At 70.1% G+C, this 20,245-nt stretch carries 23 protein-coding genes and 3 tRNA genes; 8 read left to right on the forward strand and 18 right to left on the reverse strand.

The window, feature by feature from the left end:
* Positions 1-112: 112 nt before the first annotated feature.
* From rpmG to OG729_RS16495, 3 genes are all read right to left on the reverse strand, one after another.
* Entirely contained in the window at positions 113-277 is a 165-nt protein-coding gene (gene rpmG, locus OG729_RS16485; protein WP_003956487.1) for a 50S ribosomal protein L33, read from the reverse strand.
* An 89-nt stretch (positions 278-366) separates the two neighbouring features.
* Positions 367-439, reverse strand: a tRNA-Met gene (locus OG729_RS16490).
* 46 nt (positions 440-485) lie between these two features.
* A tRNA-Thr gene (locus OG729_RS16495) sits at positions 486-558 on the reverse strand.
* A gap of 226 nt (positions 559-784) precedes the next feature.
* On the opposite strand from OG729_RS16495, the gene OG729_RS16500 reads away from it, so the two are divergent.
* The 4 genes from OG729_RS16500 (at position 785) to OG729_RS16515 (ending at position 3,867) form a co-directional block, all read left to right on the forward strand.
* Positions 785-2,017, forward strand: a complete 1,233-nt coding sequence (locus OG729_RS16500; RefSeq protein ID WP_405806772.1) for an amidohydrolase family protein — start codon at positions 785-787, stop codon at positions 2,015-2,017.
* 34 nt (positions 2,018-2,051) lie between these two features.
* A complete protein-coding gene (locus OG729_RS16505) occupies positions 2,052-2,708 on the forward strand; it encodes an SDR family oxidoreductase (RefSeq protein ID WP_405806773.1) in 657 nt (218 codons plus the stop codon).
* Between the two features lie 108 nt (positions 2,709-2,816).
* Positions 2,817-3,314: a GyrI-like domain-containing protein gene (locus tag OG729_RS16510; protein ID WP_405806775.1), complete on the forward strand. Its 498-nt coding sequence runs from the start codon at positions 2,817-2,819 to the stop codon at positions 3,312-3,314.
* 76 nt (positions 3,315-3,390) lie between these two features.
* The gene (locus OG729_RS16515; protein WP_405806777.1) at positions 3,391-3,867 is read left to right on the forward strand and encodes a GNAT family N-acetyltransferase; all 477 of its coding nucleotides are present in this window, start codon (positions 3,391-3,393) and stop codon (positions 3,865-3,867) included.
* Positions 3,868-4,044: 177 nt separating this feature from the next.
* Here OG729_RS16515 and OG729_RS16520 read toward each other — a convergent pair.
* Positions 4,045-4,126, reverse strand: a tRNA-Tyr gene (locus OG729_RS16520).
* Positions 4,127-4,321: 195 nt separating this feature from the next.
* Here OG729_RS16520 and OG729_RS16525 point away from each other — a divergent pair.
* The 3 genes from OG729_RS16525 (at position 4,322) to OG729_RS16535 (ending at position 6,293) form a co-directional block, all read left to right on the forward strand.
* A complete protein-coding gene (locus OG729_RS16525; protein WP_324985431.1) occupies positions 4,322-4,810 on the forward strand; it encodes a YajQ family cyclic di-GMP-binding protein in 489 nt (162 codons plus the stop codon).
* 263 nt (positions 4,811-5,073) lie between these two features.
* Positions 5,074-5,577, forward strand: coding sequence for a methylated-DNA--[protein]-cysteine S-methyltransferase (locus OG729_RS16530; RefSeq protein ID WP_405806779.1), 504 nt, complete (start codon positions 5,074-5,076; stop codon positions 5,575-5,577).
* Positions 5,574-6,293 carry an alpha-ketoglutarate-dependent dioxygenase AlkB family protein gene (locus OG729_RS16535; protein WP_405806780.1) on the forward strand — a complete coding sequence of 240 codons (720 nt, stop codon included), beginning with the start codon at positions 5,574-5,576 and terminating at the stop codon, positions 6,291-6,293. The genes OG729_RS16530 and OG729_RS16535 overlap by 4 nt, the downstream gene beginning before the upstream one ends.
* Positions 6,294-6,329: 36 nt before the next feature.
* Here the strand turns inward: OG729_RS16535 and OG729_RS16540 are convergent, their stop codons facing one another.
* Positions 6,330-6,599 carry a GlsB/YeaQ/YmgE family stress response membrane protein gene (locus tag OG729_RS16540; RefSeq protein ID WP_360874126.1) on the reverse strand — a complete coding sequence of 90 codons (270 nt, stop codon included), beginning with the start codon at positions 6,597-6,599 and terminating at the stop codon, positions 6,330-6,332.
* A gap of 86 nt (positions 6,600-6,685) precedes the next feature.
* Between OG729_RS16540 and OG729_RS16545 the strand changes: the two genes are divergently transcribed.
* Positions 6,686-7,972, forward strand: a complete 1,287-nt coding sequence (locus OG729_RS16545) for an APC family permease (protein ID WP_405806781.1) — start codon at positions 6,686-6,688, stop codon at positions 7,970-7,972.
* Here the strand turns inward: OG729_RS16545 and OG729_RS16550 are convergent.
* The 13 genes from OG729_RS16550 to OG729_RS16610 form a co-directional block, all read right to left on the reverse strand.
* Positions 7,947-8,504: an SMI1/KNR4 family protein gene (locus OG729_RS16550; RefSeq protein WP_405806782.1), complete on the reverse strand. Its 558-nt coding sequence runs from the start codon at positions 8,502-8,504 to the stop codon at positions 7,947-7,949. The genes OG729_RS16545 and OG729_RS16550 overlap by 26 nt on opposite strands.
* 97 nt (positions 8,505-8,601) lie before the next feature.
* The gene (locus OG729_RS16555) at positions 8,602-8,994 is read right to left on the reverse strand and encodes a YccF domain-containing protein (protein WP_360874134.1); all 393 of its coding nucleotides are present in this window, start codon (positions 8,992-8,994) and stop codon (positions 8,602-8,604) included.
* Positions 8,991-9,854 carry a zinc metalloprotease HtpX gene (gene htpX, locus OG729_RS16560; protein WP_360874137.1) on the reverse strand — a complete coding sequence of 288 codons (864 nt, stop codon included), beginning with the start codon at positions 9,852-9,854 and terminating at the stop codon, positions 8,991-8,993. Before htpX ends, OG729_RS16555 begins: the two co-directional genes overlap by 4 nt.
* 146 nt (positions 9,855-10,000) lie before the next feature.
* The gene (locus tag OG729_RS16565; RefSeq protein WP_405806783.1) at positions 10,001-11,548 is read right to left on the reverse strand and encodes an NADH-quinone oxidoreductase subunit N; all 1,548 of its coding nucleotides are present in this window, start codon (positions 11,546-11,548) and stop codon (positions 10,001-10,003) included.
* A complete protein-coding gene (locus OG729_RS16570) occupies positions 11,545-13,137 on the reverse strand; it encodes a NuoM family protein (protein WP_405806785.1) in 1,593 nt (530 codons plus the stop codon). Before OG729_RS16570 ends, OG729_RS16565 begins: the two co-directional genes overlap by 4 nt.
* Before the next feature lie 3 nt (positions 13,138-13,140).
* A complete protein-coding gene (locus tag OG729_RS16575) occupies positions 13,141-15,147 on the reverse strand; it encodes an NADH-quinone oxidoreductase subunit L (RefSeq protein WP_405806787.1) in 2,007 nt (668 codons plus the stop codon).
* A complete protein-coding gene (nuoK, locus tag OG729_RS16580) occupies positions 15,144-15,515 on the reverse strand; it encodes an NADH-quinone oxidoreductase subunit NuoK (RefSeq protein WP_405806788.1) in 372 nt (123 codons plus the stop codon). The genes OG729_RS16575 and nuoK overlap by 4 nt, the downstream gene beginning before the upstream one ends.
* Entirely contained in the window at positions 15,515-16,090 is a 576-nt protein-coding gene (locus tag OG729_RS16585) for an NADH-quinone oxidoreductase subunit J (RefSeq protein WP_405806790.1), read from the reverse strand. The genes nuoK and OG729_RS16585 overlap by 1 nt, the downstream gene beginning before the upstream one ends.
* Positions 16,087-16,839 carry a 4Fe-4S binding protein gene (locus tag OG729_RS16590; RefSeq protein ID WP_405806792.1) on the reverse strand — a complete coding sequence of 251 codons (753 nt, stop codon included), beginning with the start codon at positions 16,837-16,839 and terminating at the stop codon, positions 16,087-16,089. The genes OG729_RS16585 and OG729_RS16590 overlap by 4 nt, the downstream gene beginning before the upstream one ends.
* On the reverse strand, positions 16,839-17,807 hold the full coding sequence (locus tag OG729_RS16595; RefSeq protein ID WP_360874157.1) for a complex I subunit 1 family protein: 969 nt from the start codon (positions 17,805-17,807) through the stop codon (positions 16,839-16,841). The genes OG729_RS16590 and OG729_RS16595 overlap by 1 nt, the downstream gene beginning before the upstream one ends.
* Positions 17,804-19,210 carry an NADH-quinone oxidoreductase subunit C gene (locus tag OG729_RS16600; protein WP_405806794.1) on the reverse strand — a complete coding sequence of 469 codons (1,407 nt, stop codon included), beginning with the start codon at positions 19,208-19,210 and terminating at the stop codon, positions 17,804-17,806. The genes OG729_RS16595 and OG729_RS16600 overlap by 4 nt, the downstream gene beginning before the upstream one ends.
* Complete coding sequence (locus tag OG729_RS16605) at positions 19,207-19,827, reverse strand: NADH-quinone oxidoreductase subunit B family protein (RefSeq protein ID WP_360874162.1); 621 nt, start codon at positions 19,825-19,827, stop codon at positions 19,207-19,209. The genes OG729_RS16600 and OG729_RS16605 overlap by 4 nt, the downstream gene beginning before the upstream one ends.
* Positions 19,818-20,216: an NADH-quinone oxidoreductase subunit A gene (locus tag OG729_RS16610; RefSeq protein WP_405806796.1), complete on the reverse strand. Its 399-nt coding sequence runs from the start codon at positions 20,214-20,216 to the stop codon at positions 19,818-19,820. The genes OG729_RS16605 and OG729_RS16610 overlap by 10 nt, the downstream gene beginning before the upstream one ends.
* Positions 20,217-20,245 lie beyond the last annotated feature (29 nt).

Raw genomic sequence — 20,245 nt, forward strand, 5'->3', positions numbered from 1 at the left:
GACCTGACGGCTTGGCCTGATCGATTGAACTGATGGCTTGACCTGACGGATTGGCCACAACAAACGACACGAGGCCGCCCCCAGTGGGGACGGCCTCGTATACGAGCCTGATTCAGCGCGTTTCGCGGTGCGCCGTGTGCGAGTTGCAGCGCGGGCAGTGCTTCTTCATCTCAAGACGGTCCGGGTTGTTGCGCCGGTTCTTCTTGGTGATGTAGTTCCGCTCCTTGCACTCCACGCAGGCCAGCGTGATCTTCGGGCGGACGTCGGTGGCAGCCACGTGAGTGCTCCTTGGACGGACGGATGAACGGATGAACGCATAAAAGAGTAGCCGATCGGAGGACCGACCCCGCAATCGGCTACTGTGTGTAGCGGTGACCGGACTTGAACCGGTGACACAGCGATTATGAGCCGCTTGCTCTACCGACTGAGCTACACCGCTGCGATACCGGATCCCCTCACCCGAAGGTGAGGATCACCGACATCAGAGCCCCAATACGGAATCGAACCGTAGACCTTCTCCTTACCATGGAGACGCTCTACCGACTGAGCTATTGGGGCGAGCGATGAAGACATTACACGGTCGGTCGCCGATCGCCCAAATCCGTTTCTCCGCCCCCCGACCGGTCTGCGCCCCGCCTGTCCCGTACGCCACTCGTGGCCACACCGGTACGACTATTGCGCTCCTCCTCGAAGCACGCTCGACGCGCCCCTAGGCTCGACTCACGCTGCGTGATCTTGCCCTTCGTCACGCCGCCCGAGCCCCACCGCCCGACGCAGGAGCGCAATGCCCGACAGCCAGCCGCAGCCGCCCGACGGCGCCACCGCGGACACCACCGCGCTGCTGCTCTGCGGCGCTCGGCTCACTGACGGCCGCACCGTCGACGTACGACTCAGCGGCGGCCGCATCGAGGCGGTCGGCACCGCGGGCAGCCTCACCCCCTACTACACGCGCGTCGACCTGAGCGGCTACCTGCTGCTGCCCGCGCCGGCCGAGCCGCACACCCACGGCGACACCGCCCTCACCGCCGACTCCCCCGGGCCTGTCTCGTACGACATCGAAGAGGTCCAGCGGCGTGCCACCGAGGCCGCACTGCTGCAGTTGGGACACGGGGCGACGGCGCTGCGCTCGCACGTACGGATCGGCGATGTGCAGGGTCTTGGCCCGTTGGAGGCGGTGCTGCAGGCGCGGCGCTCGCTGCGCGGGCTCGCGGATCTGACGGCGGTCGCGGTGCCTCGGCTGCTCACGGGCGTGGCGGGGGCGGACGGTCTGGCGATGCTGCGGGACGCGGTGAAGATGGGCGCAGGGATTGTGGGCGGCTGCCCGGACGCCGACCCCGATCCCACCGGGTATGCGGAAGCCGTGCTGGAGGTCGCGGCCGAGCACGGCTGCCCCGTCGATCTGCACACCCACGGGGACGATCCGGCCCGGCTCGGGCGCCTTGCGGCGATGGCGGGCGGGCTGCGGCCGGGGGTGGTGATCGGGCCGTGCGCGGGGCTCGCCCGGCTGCCGCACGAGGCCGCCTCCAGGGCGGCCGACCAGCTTGCGGCGGCGGGTGTCACGGTGGTCTGCGTGCCGCAGGGCGGCTGCGGGCCCGTCGAACACCGGGGCAACGCGCCGGTGCGGCTGCTGCGCGCAGCCGGCGTACGGGTCGCGGCGGGCAGCGGGGCGCTGCGCGACGTCTCCAACCCGGTGGGCCGCGGTGATCCGCTGGAGGCCGCGTTTCTGCTGGCTTCGCAGGGCGGGATGCGGGCGCGGGACGCGTACGGGGCGGTGGCGGGGGCGGCGCGGGAGGCGATGGGGCTGCCCGAGGTGCGGGTGGAGGCGGGTTTTCCGGCGGAACTGCTGGCGGTCCGCGGCGAGCGGATCTCAGGGGTGCTGTCACTCGCGTACAGCCGGATCGTGATCCACCGGGGGCGGGTGGTGGCGCGGACGAGCGCGGTGCGGGAGTACTGCGACTCTGCGGCGGCGGTCGCGCTTGAGCTGCCGCGGCAGGGGCGGCCGGATCCCGGCCCCTGAGCGTCGGCCGCGCTTCGGACGTACCGTCGTAGTCATGCGCATTGTCATCGCCGGAGGACACGGACAGATCGCACTTCGCCTGGAGCGGCTGCTCTCGGCGGGTGGACACGAGGTCGCAGGCATCATCCGCAGACCGGAACAGGGTGACGACCTGCGCGAAGCGGGAGCCGAACCGGTTCTGCTCGACCTGGAGTCGGCCTCGGTGGAGCAGGTCGCCGCGGTGCTGCAGGGCGCGGGCGCCGCGGTCTTCGCGGCGGGCGCAGGCCCGAACAGCGGTGCCGCTCGCAAGGAAACGGTGGACCACGGCGCCGCGGTGCTCTTCGCCGACGCGTCGGAACGGGCGGGCGTACGGCGGCACATCGTCGTTTCCTCGATGGGCGCCGACTCCCAGCATCCGGGCGACGACGTGTTCGACGTCTATCTGCGCGCGAAGGGCGCTGCCGACGACTACGTACGGTCCAGGCCGAGCCTCGACTGGACGATTCTGCGGCCGGGCATGCTGACGAACGACGCGGGAACCGGTCTCGTAGAGCTGAAGGCATCGACCGGGCGCGGCTCGGTGCCGCGTGACGATGTGGCGGCGGTACTGGCGGAGATCGCGGAGTCGTCGGGCACGGCGGGGCTGACGCTGGAGCTGATCAGCGGGTCGGTGCCGGTGACGGTTGCCGTGAAGGCCGTGGCAGGGAACTAGCCGTGGCTCCCTCTTCCTTTCCTTCCTCTCTGCGATTTCCTCTCTGCGATTTCCTCTCTGCGATGAATTGCCGGTCTCCGTACGGTCCTTGATGTCATGAGGGAACAGATGCCTGAGATCCAGCCCGCGGTCGTCGAACGCGGAGAGCAGCCCTACGCCTTCATCCGCGGGTCCGTAAGGATGGACGCCTTCGCCTCGATCGCGGACCGGCTGCCGGAGTTGATCCGCTGGCTGGCCGACCGCGGGGCGGAGTTCGCCGGTGCTCCCTTCTTCCGCTTCAACAGCATTGACATGGAAGGGGAGTCGGAGGTCGAGGCGGGCATGCCCGTCGTGTCCACGCCGGAACCCGAGGGTGACATCGGCGTCGCTGTGCTGCCGGCGGGCCGGTATGTGACGGTCACTCATGTCGGCCATCCCGACCAGCTGCCCGGGGTCATCACCGCCGTACGGGAGTGGGCGCAGCGGCAGAGTCTGGAGTGGGACATGAGGGTGGTCGAAGGTGTTGAGCGCTGGGCTTGCCGCCTGGAGTCGTATCTGACCGATCCGAGGGAGGAGCCGGACATGTCCAAGTGGGAGGTCGAGCTGGCGTTCCGGCTGGCCGACTGAGGCCACGCTGTTCCGGGTGGCCCAGCAGGCAGTATTTCCCCGCCGAGCCTGCGGGGACGGCCTATAGGCTGCCGAAATGACTTCGTCGCCGCGCCTGGAGAAGGTCACACCGGACAACGTTCTGGCCGCGTGCCGGTTGAAGGTGCAGCCCTACCAGGAGCGCCTCGTGGCTCCGGTCGCCCGGTCACTGGCCGAGGCATATGTGCACCCTGAGCTGGCCTGGCCTCGACTGATCTTCGACGGTGAGCAGCTCGTGGGCTTCGTCATGGGTTTCTTCGCGGCCAATTTCGCATCGGACGGCTCGGACGACGATTTCCGCTCCGGAATCTGGCGGCTGAACATCGCCGCCGGTCAACAGGGACGCGGGTACGGCCGCTTCGCCGTGGAGTCCGTGTGCGAGGAGGTCCGCAGGCGCGGGCACACACGCGCGACCACGACATGGGCGCCGGGAGAGCACGGTCCCGAGCGGTTCTACCTGCGGCTCGGTTTTCGACCGACCGGAGAGAAGAGCGGCGATCAGACCGTGGGCGAGCTGGACCTGACCGGGGCCTGAGAGTCCCGGACCGCTTGCCGGCACACGGCACACGGCAGAGGCAGAGGCAGAGGCAGAGGCAGAGGCAGAGGCAGAGGCAGAGGCAGAGGCAGAGGCAGATTGCGCGCTCGGCCGACGGCAGGAACGACGATGGCCCCTGATCGGCGTTTCCGCAGATCAGGGGCCATCTTTATCGCGTGGCGGCGCCAGGATTCGAACCTGGGTAGGCAGAGCCGACGGATTTACAGTCCGTTCCCATTGGCCACTCGGGCACACCGCCATGGGATGTCGCCGTGAAAGTCACCCGCTCTGGGGCGGTGCTCCGTGGCAACGACGTAAACGATACCTGATGCCCGGGGGTGCTCCGCCACCGGATTGATCAGCCCTCGGGGCGGTTGCGGGTGGCTAGGCTTGCGGGTGCGCACCGGGCACTCCGGCCGCGCCTCCACGCACCCGATACAAGGAGCCACAGGACATGGCCGACTCCAGTTTCGACATCGTCTCGAAGGTCGAGCGGCAGGAGGTCGACAACGCCCTCAACCAGGCGGCGAAGGAGATCTCCCAGCGCTACGACTTCAAGAACGTCGGGGCTTCGATCGCCTGGTCCGGCGAGAAGATCCTTATGCAGGCCAACTCCGAGGAGCGGGTCGCCGCCATCCTCGACGTCTTCCAGACCAAGCTGGTCAAGCGCGGGATCTCGCTGAAGGCACTGGACGCGGGCGAGCCGCAGCTGTCCGGCAAGGAGTACAAGATCTTCGCCTCGATCGAGGAGGGCATCTCCCAGGAGAACGCCAAGAAGGTTGCGAAGATCATCCGTGACGAGGGCCCTAAGGGCGTCAAGGCGCAGGTCCAGGGCGACGAGCTGCGCGTCAGCTCGAAGAGCCGGGACGATCTGCAGGCCGTGCAGGCGCTGCTGAAGGGGCAGGACTTCGACTTCGCGCTGCAGTTCGTGAACTACCGCTGATTCCGGGCGCGCGGCGGGCGGACCGGGGGCGGAGTGGCTCGACCGCCCCGCCCCCGCCCGGACGGGCGCGCTGCGCTGGCACCGGGCAGCGGAGGCAGGTACAGGGGCGGACGCCGGGTGCGGGCGCCGGATGGGCGTGCGGGGGCGGACGCCGGGCGCGATGTCCGATTCCCGCCAGCTTCGGCGCGGGCAGGCGGACAGACTCGTAGGCGTAGGAATGCAGCGCGGGACGCAGCGCCACGCCGCGAGGAGAGGAACAAGCCATGACGGTCTACGCGACCATCGACAGCCCACTGGGCGAACTGCTGCTGGTCGGCGAGGAGTCCGCCACCGCGAAAGGGGGCACCGCGCTCGCCTCGCTCTCGCTGCCCGGCCAGAAGGGCGCGGCCGTCGTCCAGGACAACTGGCGGCGCGACCCCGCGGCCTTCGAGGAGATCGGCAGGCAGCTGAGCTCGTACTTCGAGGGCCTGCTGACTCACTTCGAGATCGAGTACGTCGACGGCGGTACGGACTTCCAGCGGCGGGTGTGGGAGGCGCTTGAGGAGATTCCGCACGGCGCCACCACCACCTACGGCGAGATCGCCGAGCGGATCGGAACCTCGGCGGTGGGCGTACGGGCCGTCGGCACCGCGATCGGACGCAATCCACTGCTCGTTGTGCGCCCGTGCCACCGGGTGATCGGAGCGGACGGCGCCCTTCGGGGGTACGCCGGCGGGCTGGAGCGCAAGGAGCGGCTCCTCGGTATCGAGGGCGCGCGGGCATCGTGAACGGCCAGGCACTGTTCCCCAGGGAGCGGGCGACGGTCGCCCCGGGAGCGGTGCATGTGCCGGGCTGGCTGCCGGTGGAGCGGCAGCGGGAGCTGGTCAAGGCCTGCCGCGCCTGGGCACGCGGCCCTGTGCCGATCCGGCACACCGTGCTGCCGGGCGGTGGCGTGATGTCCGTACAGACCGTGTGCGTGGGCTGGCACTGGCAGCCGTACCGGTACAGCCGCACCGCGGACGATGTGAACGGCGCCCAGGTCGCCGAATTCCCTGACTGGCTTGTGGAGTTGGGGCGCGCGGCCGTGGTCGAGGCATACGGACAAGGCGGGAGCGGCGGTAGTGGGGTGGACCGCACGGACGGCGGGGGCAGCTGGAACGGCGGGATCGACCGGGCGTACACCCCCGACACCGCGCTGATCAACTTCTACAACGGCGGCGCTCGGATGGGGATGCACCAGGACAAGGAGGAGCGCTCCGGTGCGCCTGTGGTGTCGCTGAACATCGGCGACAGCTGCGTCTTCCGGTTCGGGAACACCGAGACGCGGGGCCGCCCGTACACGGATGTGGAGTTGGCGTCCGGGGACCTGTTCGTCTTCGGCGGACCCGCGCGCTTCGCGTATCACGGAGTGCCGAAGGTGTACCCGGGCACGGCCGACCCGGCTACGGGGATGAGCAGCGGGCGGCTGAACATCACCTTGCGGGAGACCGGACTCCCCGGCTGACCGGACTGCCGGAACTCCCGCGCCCCGAGAAGGGTGCTAGCGCGAGCGCGAGTGACCGAACAGGAGCCGGTAGATGACCAGCAGCACGAGCGAGCCGCCGATGGCCGCGGTCCACGTGGCCCCGTCGTAGAACTCCTTGGTGATCGGCCGGTCCAGGAAGCGGGCGGATATCCAACCGCCGATGAACGCGCCCGCCACGCCTATGAGCGTGGTGCCGATCAGGCCGCCCGGGTCTCGCCCCGGCAGCAGGATCTTGGCTATGGCTCCGGCGAGCAGCCCGAGGATGATCCAGCTGATGATGCCCATGCCGTGAACCTGCCTTTCGTACGGTGTTGCACTGGAGGACGCCGGGGGGTGGGGCCGCGGTTGCGGAGATCAGTAGGGTGCGGCGCATGGCACAGGAGCTGCGACGATCCTTGGGAGTCTTCGACGCGGTCGTGATCGGGCTGGGGTCGATGGTCGGGGCGGGCATTTTCGCCGCGCTGGGCCCGGCGACCCGGGCGGCCGGTTCGGGGCTGTTGCTGGGACTGGCACTCGCCGCCGTCGTCGCGTACTGCAACGCAATGTCGTCGGCGCGGCTCGCCGCACGCTATCCGGCGTCCGGCGGGACCTATGTGTACGGGCGGGAACGGCTCGGCGTGTTCTGGGGGTATCTGGCCGGCTGGGCGTTCGTCGTGGGAAAGACCGCGTCGTGCGCGGCGATGGCACTGACGGTCGGTGCGTACGTATGGCCGGGGCAGGCGCACGCGGTGGCGGTGGCCGCGGTCGTGGTGCTGACTGCCGTGAACTATGGGGGCGTTCAGAAGTCGGCGTGGCTGACGCGGGCGATCGTCGCGGTGGTGCTGGCGGTCCTTGCTGCGGTCGTGGTGGTCTCCCTCAGTTCGGGCGCGGCGGACTTCGGGCGGCTGGATGTGGGCGCGGACGCCTCGGCCGGCGGGGTGCTCCAGGCGGCGGGGCTGCTCTTCTTCGCGTTCGCGGGGTACGCCCGGATTGCCACGCTGGGCGAGGAGGTGCGTGATCCGGCTCGTACGATCCCGCGCGCGATCCCGCTGGCGCTGGGCATCGCGCTGGTGGTCTATGTGGGCATCGCGGTCTCGGTCCTTTCTGTGCTGGGAGCCGGGGAGTTGGGCCGGGCGACGGCCCCGCTCACCGATGCCGTACGCGCGGCGGGCGCGTCCTGGCTGGCTCCCGTGGTGCGGGTGGGCGCCGCGGTGGCGGCGCTCGGGTCTTTGCTGGCGCTGATCCTCGGAGTCTCACGGACGACGCTGGCGATGGCGAGGGACGGTCATCTGCCGGGGACGCTGGCTGCCGTCCACCCTCGCTTCCAGGTGCCGCACCATGCGGAGCTGGCGGTTGGTGCGGTCGTCGCCGTGGTGGCGGCGACGGCGGATCTACGCGGGGCGATCGGCTTCTCGTCGTTCGGGGTGCTGGTGTACTACGCAATTGCCAACGCCTCGGCGTGGACACTGAGTTCCGGCCCGAATCGTGATACACCCGAACGGGTGGCGGCGGCCCGAGCGATGACGGTCCGGGTGACGGCGGGCTGCGGACTGCTGGGATGCCTGGTGCTGGCCTTCGCCCTGCCCGTGTCGTCGGTGCTGGCAGGGGCGGCCGTACTGGCGCTGGGCGCGGCCCTGTACGGCGTACGGAAGGTCAGCCGGTCGCGGTCCGCGCCCTGAGCTCCGACCAGGGCTCGAGGTCCATGCCTTCGCCCGCCTCCTCGTACCAGCCGGTCCCGTCGAGCCAGCCCCGCAGCCAGTCGGCGAGGCTCGGCGCGTCCACGTACCACGCGCGGTCGGCCTCGTCGGCGTTCGGCTCGAACAGCAGGACCGTGCCCTGCGCACTGCGGCTGTCGACGCACGCGTACATCCCGCAGCCCCAGTGGGATATCGGCAGCACTCCTGCGGGCCAGGGCCAGTCGGGGTCCTTTTCGCCGCCCTTGCGGTTGTCCAGGTACTGCGCAACAACCGGCCGCTCGCCCCGGGGCGGCCCTTCGAGGAGCGGAAGCAGGCCGTACTCGGGACCGAATCCGCCGTCGCCTATGCGCGAGTAGAGGGCGGCGAGCAGTGGCGGCAGGCCGAAGCCGAGCGCGGCCTCGGCGCGGGCGAGGGTGTCGGGGCTTACCGGCTCCGGAAGTGAATCCCAGCCCCAGGGACGGCTGGTGCGCGCCTCGGCAGCAACGCGGTCCAGCAACTGCTCGATCTCGGTCATGTGTTCATGGTGGACCACGGCACTGACAATCAGGCGAGGACGGAGTCGTCCTCGTCGTCGACCGGGCGCCACGCGAAAGCGGGGTCCGGCGTCGGCGTCACCGAACGGCGAACGGCTGGTCCACGGGGACGATCTCCTTGCCGAAGGGCATCAGTGACACCGGAATCAGCTTGAAGTTGGCGATGCCCAGCGGGATGCCGATGATCGTGATGCACAGGGCGATGCCAGTGACGATGTGGCCGAGGGCCAGCCACCAGCCGGCGAGGATCAGCCACAGCACATTGCCGACACAGGAGGGAGCTCCCGCGTCGTGGCGGTCGACCACGGTGTAGCCGAACGGCCAGAGTGCGTAGACGCCGATGCGGAACGCGGCGAGAGCGAACGGGATGCCGATGATCGTGATGCACAGCAGCAGTCCCGCGAACATGTAACCGAGGAACATCCAGAAGCCGCACAGGATGAGCCATATGACGTTCAGGATTGTCTTCACGGGCGGCGACCTGCCATCTGTTCGAGTCGGGCAATACGTTCCGCCATCGGCGGGTGTGTTGAGAACATCCTGGAAAGGCCGGGTCCCGGGCGGAACGGGTTCGCGATCATCATGTGGCTCGCGGTCTCCAACCTTGGTTCGGGCGGCAACGGCAACTGCTTCGTGCCGGCGTCGAGTTTGCGAAGTGCGCTCGCCAGGGCAAGCGGGTCGCCCGTGAGCTGGGAGCCCGAGGCGTCCGCCTCGTACTCCCGTGAACGGCTGACGGCGAGCTGGATCACGGACGCGGCCAGCGGGCCCAGGATCAACACCAGCAGCATGCCGATCAGACCGGGGCCCTCGTCGTCGTCGGACCGGCCAATGGGGATCAGCCAGGCGAAGTTCACCAGGAACATCACCACGGAGGCGAGAGCGCCCGCGACCGACGAGATAAGGATGTCGCGGTTGTAGACATGGCTCAACTCGTGGCCGATGACTCCGCGCAGCTCGCGCTCGCTGAGGATCTGCAGGATGCCCTCCGTGCAGCAGACCGCGGCGTTGCGCGGGTTGCGGCCGGTGGCGAAGGCGTTGGGGGCCTGGGTGGGCGAGATGTACAGGCGCGGCATGGGCTGGCGGGCGGCGGTGGAGAGCTCGCGGACGATGCGGTACAGCGTGGGCGCCTCGAATTCGCTCACGGGACGGGCGCGCATGGCTCGAAGCGCCAGCTTGTCGCTGTTCCAATAGGCGTACGCATTGGTGCCGAGTGCCACGACGAGCGCGACGAGCAGCCCCGTACGGCCGAAGAAGCTACCGATGACCAAAATGAGTGCCGACAGCCCCCCGAGGAGTACGGCGGTCTTCAGCCCGTTGTGCCGGCGGTGCACGGTACGCCCTCCAAATCGTGCGGCAGGGGAACCCTTTACGTGGTGTGCTCCACTCTCCAGTGGACCCTTCTGTACTGGTCAACGCCAGGCGAAGGTGGCTGGTTCCCTTGTGCGCTCGGCCGTGGGCTGGGCCGTTCGGGTGGCGCTCAGAACAAACTGCTCGCCGCGACGCGCAGAACCAGCTGTGGATAGCCCGAGAGGATGACGCCCACGACGGCGGTGATCACGATGGCGACGGTCACCGGGGCGGGGGCACGCTTCCTGACGGGCTCGCCGGTGCTCTCCTCGGCTCCTGCCGCGGCGCCTTCAGGAGCTCCCTCGGGGGCCCGGAAGAGGATCGTCGTCCACTGCAGGTAGTAGTACAGGGCGATCACGACGTTGACGGCCATGATGACGGCCAGCCAGCCCAGTCCGGCGTCGACGGCCGAGGAGAAGACGGTCACCTTGGCGAAGAGGCCGATGATGCCGGGGGGCAGGCCGGCCAGGCAGAGAAGGAAGAAGCCCATCGCGAGCGCGGTGAACGGGCGGGTGGCGTACAGGCCGCGGTAGTCGGCGATCCGGTTGAGCGGCGCCGTACGGGCGACGAGCGCCACCACCGCGAAGGCCCCGAGGTTCACGACGGCGTACATGAGGGCGTACGCGACGGTGGCACCGATCTGGTCGTCACTGGAGTACGCGGCGGCCGCGATCGGCACCAGGATGTAGCCGGCCTGCGCCACGGAGGACCAGGCGAGCAGGCGTACCGCGCTCCACGCGCGCGTGGCCGACTGGCGCAACGCCGCGACATTGCCCGCGGTCATGGTGAGACCGGCGAGGACGGCGATGGCCGGGCCCCAGACATTCGCGTATCCGGGGAAGGCGATGACGGTCACCAGGACGAGGCCCGAGAAACCGACCGCCTTTCCGACGACGGAGAGATACGCGGCGATGGGCAGCGGGGCGCCCACATAGGTGTCGGGAACCCAGAAGTGGAAGGGGACCGCGGCCGTCTTGAAGGCGAAGCCGACGAGGGTCAGCGCAACGCCCGCCTTGGCGAGGGTGTCCAGCTGGCCGGGGACCTTGTCGAGGTCGGCGGCGATCTGCGTGAGGTGCAGGGAGCCCGTCGTGGCGTACACGAAGCTGACACCGAGCAGCGTCACTGCGGTCGCGGTGACCGAGGAGAGGAAGAACTTCAGGGCCGCTTCGCTGGAGACCCGGTCGCCGCGCCTGAGGCCGACGAGCGCGAAGGCGGGCAGTGATGCGACCTCGAGAGCGACGACGAGGGTGGCAAGGTCGCGCGAGGCGGGCAGCAGGGCCGCGCCGGCGGCGGAGGACAGCAGCAGGAACCAGAACTCCCCTGCGGGGAGCTGCTTGCGTGTGTCGTGGATCGAGAGCAGGGCGGTGAGCAGGGCGCCGCCGAGCACCAGGAGCTGGATGACCAGGGTGAAGTGATCGGCGGTGTAGCTGCAGGCGTGGGCATCGGTCGTGAGGCAGAACGTCGCGCGGTTGCCCTTGCGCAGCGGAACCAGCGTGATGAGAGCGGCGACCAGACCGGCGATCGCTACGCCGCCCAGCAGCCGCTTGCGGCTCTCGGGCACGAACAGGTCGGCGACCAGGACGATCAGGGCGACCGTCGCGGTGATGGTCGGCGGCGCGATCGTGAGCCAGTCGACGGACTGGACGAGGCTGGTGACGCTGTCGGCTGCCACGGTCACGACTTGCCTCCTGCGAGGAGCTTCTGCACGGCCGGGTCGGTGAGGCCGAGGAGGACCGCGGGCCACAGTCCGGCCAGCACGGTGAGGGCGACGAGCGGGGTCCAGGCGGCGAATTCGTACGTCTGGACGTCGGCGAGCGGCTTGGCCTGGGGCTGCTCCTGCTCGTCATGCCCCAGCGCGCCCATGCACACGCGGCGCACGACGACGAGGAGATAGGCGGCGGTGAGCAGGGTGCCGAAGGCGCCGATCGCCATGAAGGTGAGGAAGGCGGGGCGGCTCAGGCCGTCGGCGGGGTCGAACGCGCCGAACAGCGCGAGCATCTCGCCCCAGAATCCGGCGAGGCCGGGGAGGCCGAGGGAGGCGACGGCGGCAAAGGCGAGGAGGCCGCCGAGGCGGGGGGCACGACCGTAGAGGGCCGCGCCGGTGGCGCCCGCGAGGGTGTCGAGGTCGGCGGTGCCGTAGCGGTCCTTGAGCGCTCCGACCAGGAAGAAGAGCAGGCCGGTGATGAGGCCGTGGGCGATGTTCGCGAAGAGGGCGCCGTTGACGCCGGTGGGGGTCATCGTCGAGATGCCGAGGAGCACGAAGCCCATGTGGCCGACGGAGGAGTACGCGATCAGACGCTTGAGGTCGCCGCCCGCGCCCTGCTTGGCGAGGGCGAGACAGGCCAGGGACCCGTAGATGATGCCGACCACCGCGAAGGCGGCGAGGTACGGCGCGAAGGTCTGCATTCCGTCGGGCGCGATGGGCAGCACGATGCGGACGAATCCGTACGTACCCATCTTCAGCAGTACGCCGGCGAGGAGGACGGAGCCGACGGTCGGTGCGGCGGTGTGCGCATCGGGGAGCCAGCTGTGCAGCGGCCACATCGGAGTCTTCACCGCGAGGCCGAGCCCGATCGCCAAAACGGCGATGACCTGCGTGGATGCGGTCAGCCCACGGCCGTTGTCAGTGGCGAGTGCCACCATGTCGAATGTGCCGGTCTTCAGCCCGACCAGCAGAAGGCCGAGCAGCATGACGACAGAGCCGAGCAGCGTGTAGAGGATGAACCTCCAGGCCGCGGCCTGCCGATCCGCACCGCCCCAGCGGGCGATGAGGAAGTACATCGGGATGAGCACCATCTCGAAGGCCAGGAAGAAGAGCAGCAGGTCGAGAACAGCGAAGGTCGCGAGCGTCCCGGATTCCAGGACGAGCAGAAGCGCGACGAATGCCTTCGGGGACGGGCCCGCAGGCATCTTGAAGTAGCTGTACAGCGCGCACAGGAAGGTCAGCAGCGCCGTCAGGACCAGGAGGGGGAGCGAAATGCCGTCGATTCCGAAGTGGATCCGCACATCAAGTGCGGGGATCCAGCTGATGTCCGTCGTGGCCTGCATCTTCGACGGCTGGTCGTGGTCGAAGCCGAGAGCCAGCACGATCGCCGCGGCGAGGATGACGCCGGTGACAGTCACGCCGTGGCGCAGGACCGCCTGGTCCGGGCCCTTGCCGCGCAGCCCGGGCGGTGCGGGCAGCAGCGCAGCGGCGGCCCCGACGAGCGGGCCGACGACGATGAACGCGAGAAGGAACTGCATCACGGACTCGCTGATATCGATCACGGCTCACGATCCCGCGTTGACGTTGGAAAGGACGACGGCGGCGATCGCCAGGACGACCGAACCGGCAAACAGCGCGCTGAGGTAGGTCTGCAGATTGCCGGTCTGCGCGCGGCGGACAGCCGCGCCCAGCCAACGGGCGCCGGTGCCCGATCCGCGCACGTAGGTCTCCACAACCTCCCGGTCGAGGAAGCTGACCAGCTGGGCGGCGGCCCGGACCGGGCGTACGAACAGGGCGGAGTAGACGGCGTCGAGGTGGAATCCGACTGCGGCGTGGCGGTGGAGCGGGCCGAGCAGCAGGCGGCCGGGGTCCGCAGGGTCAGGTGCTGCCGCGATGTCGCCGTAGGCGGGGGTGTGTGCGGCGATCGCCTCTGCCTCGACGACCGACGGCGGGGCCTCCGGATGGGCGGCGACGGCGCCCAGGGGGATGCGGGCGGCGCCCGCGCGGTACTGGATGGCGCGCCAGGCGCCGTAGGTGATCAGTCCGCCGACGAGTGCGACACCGGTGCCGAGGACACCGGTGGTGACCGTCGGGGCGAGGCTTTGGCCGTCGAACCAGTCGTCGAGGTAACCGAGGGTCAGACCGAAGCCCATAGAAGGGATGACGAGCACCCACAGTACGGCGTTCATGACGATCGGCTGGCGGCCGTGGTCGGGGGCTTCGGCTCCGCGGCCGCGGAAGGCGAGCAGCCACAGGCGGGTGGCGTACGCGGCGGTGAGCAGGGCGGTGATGAGACCGGAGACCAGGACGGTCCACCCGGCGGCGCCGGGTGCGACCTCGGACTCGCCGAGCGCGGCGTGCTCGGCGGCCACCAGAACGGCTTCCTTGGAGAAGAAGCCGGCGAAGGGAGGGATTGCGGCGAGCGCGAGTAGGGCGACGGTCATCGTCCAGAACGCGTCGGGGATGCGCTTGGTGAGGCCGCTCATGCGGGACATGGCGGCCAGCGAGTTGGTGCCCGCGGCGTGGATGATCACGCCGGCGGCGAGGAAGAGGAGCGCCTTGAACGCACCGTGGGCAAGGAGGTGGAAGACGGCGGCGCCTCGGTTACCGACGGCCAGAGCGCCCGACATATAGCCGAGCTGGCCGATGGTCGAGTAGGCGAGGACACGCTTGATGTCGTCCTGGGCGAGGGCGGCAAGACCCGAGCCGACCATCGTGACTGCGGCCATCACGGCGAGGACGATCAGCGCTGCCGCGGAGGCGGTGAAGACGGGAAGGAGGCGGGCCACGAAATAGATACCGGCGGCGACCATCGTCGCCGCGTGGATCAGCGCGGAGACGGGGGTGGGGCCCGCCATCGCGTCGGGCAGCCAGGTGTGCAGCGGGAACTGGGCGGACTTGCCCGCCACACCTGCGAGCAGCAGCAGCGCGACAAGCGTGGGGTGTTCGATCCCACCGGCGGCGACGGAGCCGAGGATGCCAGTGATCTGGAACGTGCCCGCGTCGGTGGCGAGCGCGAACAGACCGATCAGGAAAGGGACATCGCCGAGCTTGGTGACCAGGAATGCCTTGAGGGAGGCGGCGCGCGCCTCGGGCGTCTCCCAGTAGTGGCCGACGAGGAAGTACGAGCAGATGCCCATGATCTCCCAGCCGACCAGGAGCACCATCAGGTCGCCGGAGTAGACGACGAGCAGCATCGCGGAGGTGAAGAGGGAGACGAGGGCCGCGTAGGAGGGATAGCGCGGGTCGTCGCGCAGATAGCCCGTCGAGTAGATCTGCACGCAGGACGCGACGACCCCGACCAGGACGGCGACGAGGACCGCGAAGCCGTCCAAGTACAGGGCGAGGTCGATGGGGATCGACCCGGTGGGGGTGAGTTGGGTCGAGGCGTCGATCGCCTTCCCGCCGCCCTGGCGTACGGCGACCAGGACGGCGATGGCGGCCGCGGCGAGGGTCGGCAGTACGGCCAGCGGCCGGACCATGCCGGGGGCGATGCGGCCGAGCAGCAGTCCGGCCGCGGCGCCCAGGAACGGAAGGAGGGGTACGAGGACGGCGAGGGTCGTGGTGGTCACGCGGTGGCCTCAGCCTTCTGCGCCGAGGCGGTCGCGTCAGGGGCGTCGGGGATGCCGTCGGGGCCCTCGGCGGTGTCGCGGAGCCGGTCGACGTCCGAGGTCCCGCGGTTGCGGTAGACCATCAGGACGATCGCCAGGCCGATGCCGATCTCCGCGGCTGCGATGGCGATGGTGAAGAGGGTGAGCGCCTGGCCGGCGTGCAGGGCGTCGCGCAGCCAGACGTCGAAGGCGACGAGGTTGAGGTTGACCGCGTTGAGCATCAGCTCGACGGACATCAGGACCAGGATCGCGTTGCGGCGTGCGAGTACTCCGTACAGCCCGACGCTGAAGAGGAGGACGGCCAGCACGGCGGGATAAGCGAGGTGCATCAGCGCTTCCCCTCGGGATCGGGATCCTTGGCGTCCTTGGCGTCCTTGCGGGACAGGACGATCGCGCCGACGAGGGCGGCGAGCAGCAGTACGGAGAGCGCCTCGAAGGGCAGCACCCAGTGCCGGAAGAGGATCTGGCCGGACACCTGGGTGGAGCCCTGGGCGGGTCCGTCCAGGTCGATCCAGGTGGCGCGGAACGCGTCCACGACCACCCAGACCAGGGCGGTCGCTGCGGCGACTGCCACGGCCAGGGCGACCCAGCGGTTGCCGGAGTTCGCGTCCGGGGAGCGGCCGATGGGGGCCTTGGTGAGCATCAGCCCGAAGAGAAGGAGGACGACCACGGAACCGACGTAGATCAGGACCTGCACCCAGGCGATGAACTCCGCCGTCAGGAGCAGGTACTCGACGGCGAGACCGCCGAGGGTCACGACCAGCCAGAGGGCGGCGTGCACGAGCTGCCTGGTCGTGACAGTGATGGCGGCCGCGCCGAGGGTGGCGATGCCGACGAGGAGGAAGGCGATCTCGACACCGGTCGGGGAGAGGAAGCCGTGGGTCTGTGCTGCGGCGAGCATCATGCGGGACCTCCCTCGCCCGAGGGCGGGCCGGCGGCGTCGCCGGGCCCGGTCGAACCAGCCGGACCGTCCGGACCGTCCGAGGCTGCGGGGCCTGCCGGGCCTGGCTGGTCAGCCGGGCCGCCCGCAGGTGCCGGGCCGGCCGAACCAGCGGAGTCGGCCGGACCAGCCGGACCGTCCGAGGCTGCCGGGGTGGAGGGAGCCGACGGGGGCGAGGCCGGTTCCGACTGTGCCGCCGCGAGCTTCTCGGCCGCCTTGCGGGCAGCGGCGAGCTCCTTCGGCTCCTCGGCGCCCGGGTCGAGCGCGGGCGGTGCGGGCACCGTCCACATCCACTCACGGAGTTTGTCCCGCTCATGGGTGAGCTCGCGGATGTCCGTCTCCGCGTACTCGAACTCCGGGGACCAGAACAGCGCGTCGAAAGGACAGACCTCGATGCAGATACCGCAGTACATGCAGAGCGCGAAGTCGATGGCGAACCTGTCGAGGACGTTGCGGCTGCGCTCGCGGCCGCCGGGGGCGGCGGGCGGGACCGTCTCCTTGTGGGAGTCGATGTAGATGCACCAGTCGGGGCACTCACGGGCACAGAGCATGCAGACCGTGCAGTTCTCCTCGAACAGGCCGATCACGCCGCGGCTGCGCGGCGGGAGTTCGGGCTGGGCGTCGGGGTACTGCGCGGTGTGCGAGCGCTTCGTCATCGTGCGCAGGGTGACGGCGAGGCCCTTCGCGAGGCCGGATCCGGGGATCGGAGGCATTACTGAATCACCACCTTCACGACGCCGGTGAGGGCGATCTGGGCGAGGGCGAGCGGGATGAGCGTGGTCCAGGCGAGCTTCTGCAGCTGGTCCTCGCGCAACCGGGGATAGGTCACCCGCAGCCAGATGACGACAAAGGCGAGCACGGCCGTCTTGAGCAGGGTCCACACCCAGCCGAGACCCTCCGCCCCGAACGGGCCGTGCCAGCCGCCCAGGAAGAGGACGGTGGTCAGTCCGCACAGGACGACGATGCCCGCGTACTCGGCGAGCAGGAACAGCGCGAAACGCAGCCCGGTGTACTCGGTGTACGCGCCGAAGATGATCTCGGAGTCGGCGACCGGCATGTCGAAGGGCGGGCGCTGGAGTTCGGCGAGGCCCGCGACGAAGAAGACCAGGGCGCCCACGATCTGCCAGGGCAGCCACCACCACTCGAAGGCGTTCAGGATGCCGGGCAGCGAGACCGTGCCGGCCGCCATGGCGACGGAGGCGGCGGCCAGCAGCATCGGCAGTTCGTACGCGAGCAGCTGTGCGGCGGTACGCAGACCGCCGAGAAGGGAGAACTTATTGGCGGAGGCCCAGCCCGCCATGAGCGAGCCGAGCACGCCGACGCCCATGACGGCGAGCACGAAGAAGATGCCCGCGTCGACGACCTGGCCGACCGCGCCCTGGCTCGGGCCGATCGGGATGGCGATCAGTACGAGCAGATACGGGAGGAGGGCGACGGCGGGGGCGAGCTGGAAGATGCGGCGGTCGGCGCCGGCCGGGACCACGTCCTCCTTCTGTGCGAACTTCACGCCGTCCGCGACGAGCTGGGCCCAGCCGTGGAAGCCGCCGGCGTACATGGGGCCGAGGCGGCCCTGCATATGGGCCATCACCTTGTGCTCGGTCTGCCCGATGACGAGGGGAAGGACAAGGAACACGGCGAAGACGACGACCAGCCGGAGGGCGATGTCGAGGGCGTCGTTCACGCGGGGTCGCCTCCTGCGGTGTCGGTCGGCTCGTCGTCGGGTCCATCGGCGGACCCGGACTTCGGCCGGGGGGTGGTCGGTGGGGTGTCGCTGTCTGCTTCGCTGCGGGCGTCGCCGCCTGCGTCCTCGTCGGTGCCGGTCTCGGCGCCGGTCTCGGTCCCGGTCTCAGTCCCGGTCTCGGTCCCGGTCTCGGCGCCGGTCTCGGTCCCGGTCTCAGTCCCGCTCTCAGTCCCGCTCTCGGCGCCGGTCTCAGTCCCGGTCTCGGCACCGGTCTCGGCACCGGTGGCCGAGTCGTCGAACGCGGGGCGCGCGTGGTGCCACGGCGCGTCGGCGCTACGGGTGCGGGGCGGCGGGGCCGACGTCTCCGGGGCGTCCGTCGGCCCCTCAGCCTCGGACTCCGCGGCCGTTGCCGCCTTCTTGGACGCCTCAACTGCCGGCGGCTGCGCGGGTGGCTGAGCCTCGGGCTTCGGCGCCGCGGGCCCGGCCGTCGGCTCCGGCGCAGCGGGCCCCGCAGGCTGTGTCTGCGCCGCGTCCGGCGCAGGGGTGGGCTCCTCGCGCTGCGTTGCCGAGCCTTCGCTCGCGCTGCGTGCGCGGCGCGGCGGGGTCGTGCCCGGGGCTGCGGCCTGGCCGGCCGAGCCCTCACTCGCGGTGCGGGTGCGGCGCGGGCCCGCGGCGGGTGCCCCGGTTCCTCCGGTTTCCGCGGTCTCGGCGGGCTCCGCCGCCTGGCCGGCCGAGCCCTCCCCCGCGGTGCGCGTGCGGCGCGGGGGGCGGTCGGCGGTCGCGCCCGCCGCGCGGGGCGTGCGGGCAGGACGGGCCGGAGCCGGAGGGAGCTGGCCCTTGAGAGGGCCCCATTCGTTCGGGTCCGGGACACCCGGCGGCAGCATCTGGCGGCGCTTCGGGCCGCCGTGTTCCGACTCCCCCGGCTCCTTCGCGCCCGGCCAGGCCTTCGCGACCCGGGCCGCCAGGACGAAGTCCTTGCGCAGCGGGTGGCCCTCGAAGCCCTCCGGCAGGAGCAGCGGGACGAGGTGCGGGTGACCCGGGAACTCGACGCCGAACATCTCGTGGGTCTCCCGCTCGTGCCAGGCCGCGCCCGCGTAGATCTCGACGGCGGAAGGAAGCGACGGGGCGGTGTGCGGAACGGTCGTACGGAGCAGCAGCCGGCGCACCGTACCGCCGCCCACCGCGACGACATGGGCGCAGATTCGGAAGCCGGTGCCCGGTTCGTCGACAGCGCTCAGCCAGTCGAAATAGGTGCAGCCCAGCTTGTCCCGGGCGATCTCCAGCGCGGCGATCCACGAGCCGACGGGGACATCGACCGTGAGCAGCTCGTACGCGCGCTCGGCCGTGGCCTCCTCGCCGAAGATCTCGGTGACGGCGTCCGGAAGGCGGTCGTACGAGCTCATGCGCGTCCCTCCCCCGGGGTCGGGGGCGGCACCAGGCCACTCTGGAGGGCGGCGGCGGAGGGCCGCGGGGACGCGTAGCGCTCGCCGAGCGACTCCCGGGCGATCTTCTCCTGGAGCTTGAGAATGCCCTGGAGCAGCGCCTCGGGGCGCGGCGGGCACCCCGGCACATACACATCGACGGGGATGATCTGGTCGACGCCCTTGGTCACGGAGTACGAATCCCAGTACGGGCCGCCGCAGTTGGAGCAGGCGCCGAAGGAGATGACGTACTTGGGCTCGGGCATCTGCTCGTACAGCCGCTTCACCGCCGGTGCCATCTTGTCCGTCACCGTGCCCGAGACGACCATCAGGTCCGCCTGGCGCGGGCCGGGCGCGAAGGGGATCACGCCGAGCCGGATGAAGTCGTGGCGCGCCATCGAGGCCGCGATGAACTCGATCGCGCAGCAGGCGAGCCCGAAGTTGAAGACCCACAGGCTGTAGCGGCGGCCCCAGTTGAGGACCACCTTCATCGGCTCGGGGGCGAGGCGGGCGAGAGCTCCGAGCCGTTTCGGCTCGGGAAGCAGTTCGGGAAGCAGCTCAGTAACCGGCTCGGGAACCGGCTCACGGGTCACGTCCATGTCAGGACGCCCTTCTTCCATGCGTAGAGCAGTCCCACGGCCAGGAAGCCGAGGAAGATGAACATCTCCACGAGCGTCGTCGCGCCGTATCCCGCGGCCGCGAAAACCGTCGCCCATGGGAAGAGGAAGATCGAGTCGACGGCGAAAATCACGTACAGAAAAGCGTAGACGTAATAGCGGACCTGGGTGTGTGCCCAGCCCTCGCCGACGGGGTCCACTCCGCACTCGTACGTCAGGAGCTTCTCCGGCGTGGGCACCACGGGCCGCAGCAGCCGGCCCGCCCCGAAGGCGACGGCGACGAACAGCACGCCGATCAGCCCCATCAGCCCGACGACCGAATAGCTCTCGAAATAGTCCGCCGCGAGCACGGCCACGGTCGGTTCCGGCACGTCCGCCCCTCGCTCCCTGACTTCGTTGG

Source organism: Streptomyces sp. NBC_00210 (assembly GCF_045160975.1).
In the GTDB taxonomy this organism is placed as follows: Bacteria; Actinomycetota; Actinomycetes; order Streptomycetales; family Streptomycetaceae; genus Streptomyces.

Excerpts from the sequence above, each read along its gene's own strand:
- OG729_RS16500 (WP_405806772.1), top strand. The coding sequence starts at position 785 with ATGCCCGACAGCCAGCCGCAGCCGCCCGACGGCGCCACCGCGGACACC.
- OG729_RS16505 (WP_405806773.1), top strand. The coding sequence starts at position 2,052 with ATGCGCATTGTCATCGCCGGAGGACACGGACAGATCGCACTTCGCCTG.
- OG729_RS16510 (WP_405806775.1), top strand. The coding sequence starts at position 2,817 with ATGCCTGAGATCCAGCCCGCGGTCGTCGAACGCGGAGAGCAGCCCTAC.
- OG729_RS16515 (WP_405806777.1), top strand. The coding sequence starts at position 3,391 with ATGACTTCGTCGCCGCGCCTGGAGAAGGTCACACCGGACAACGTTCTG.
- OG729_RS16525 (WP_324985431.1), top strand. The coding sequence starts at position 4,322 with ATGGCCGACTCCAGTTTCGACATCGTCTCGAAGGTCGAGCGGCAGGAG.
- OG729_RS16530 (WP_405806779.1), top strand. The coding sequence starts at position 5,074 with ATGACGGTCTACGCGACCATCGACAGCCCACTGGGCGAACTGCTGCTG.
- OG729_RS16540 (WP_360874126.1), bottom strand. The coding sequence starts at position 6,599 with ATGGGCATCATCAGCTGGATCATCCTCGGGCTGCTCGCCGGAGCCATA.
- OG729_RS16545 (WP_405806781.1), top strand. The coding sequence starts at position 6,686 with ATGGCACAGGAGCTGCGACGATCCTTGGGAGTCTTCGACGCGGTCGTG.
- OG729_RS16550 (WP_405806782.1), bottom strand. The coding sequence starts at position 8,504 with ATGACCGAGATCGAGCAGTTGCTGGACCGCGTTGCTGCCGAGGCGCGC.
- nuoK (WP_405806788.1), bottom strand. The coding sequence starts at position 15,515 with ATGCACCTCGCTTATCCCGCCGTGCTGGCCGTCCTCCTCTTCAGCGTC.
- OG729_RS16585 (WP_405806790.1), bottom strand. The coding sequence starts at position 16,090 with ATGATGCTCGCCGCAGCACAGACCCACGGCTTCCTCTCCCCGACCGGT.
- OG729_RS16590 (WP_405806792.1), bottom strand. The coding sequence starts at position 16,839 with ATGCCTCCGATCCCCGGATCCGGCCTCGCGAAGGGCCTCGCCGTCACC.
- OG729_RS16600 (WP_405806794.1), bottom strand. The coding sequence starts at position 19,210 with ATGAGCTCGTACGACCGCCTTCCGGACGCCGTCACCGAGATCTTCGGC.
- OG729_RS16605 (WP_360874162.1), bottom strand. The coding sequence starts at position 19,827 with ATGGACGTGACCCGTGAGCCGGTTCCCGAGCCGGTTACTGAGCTGCTT.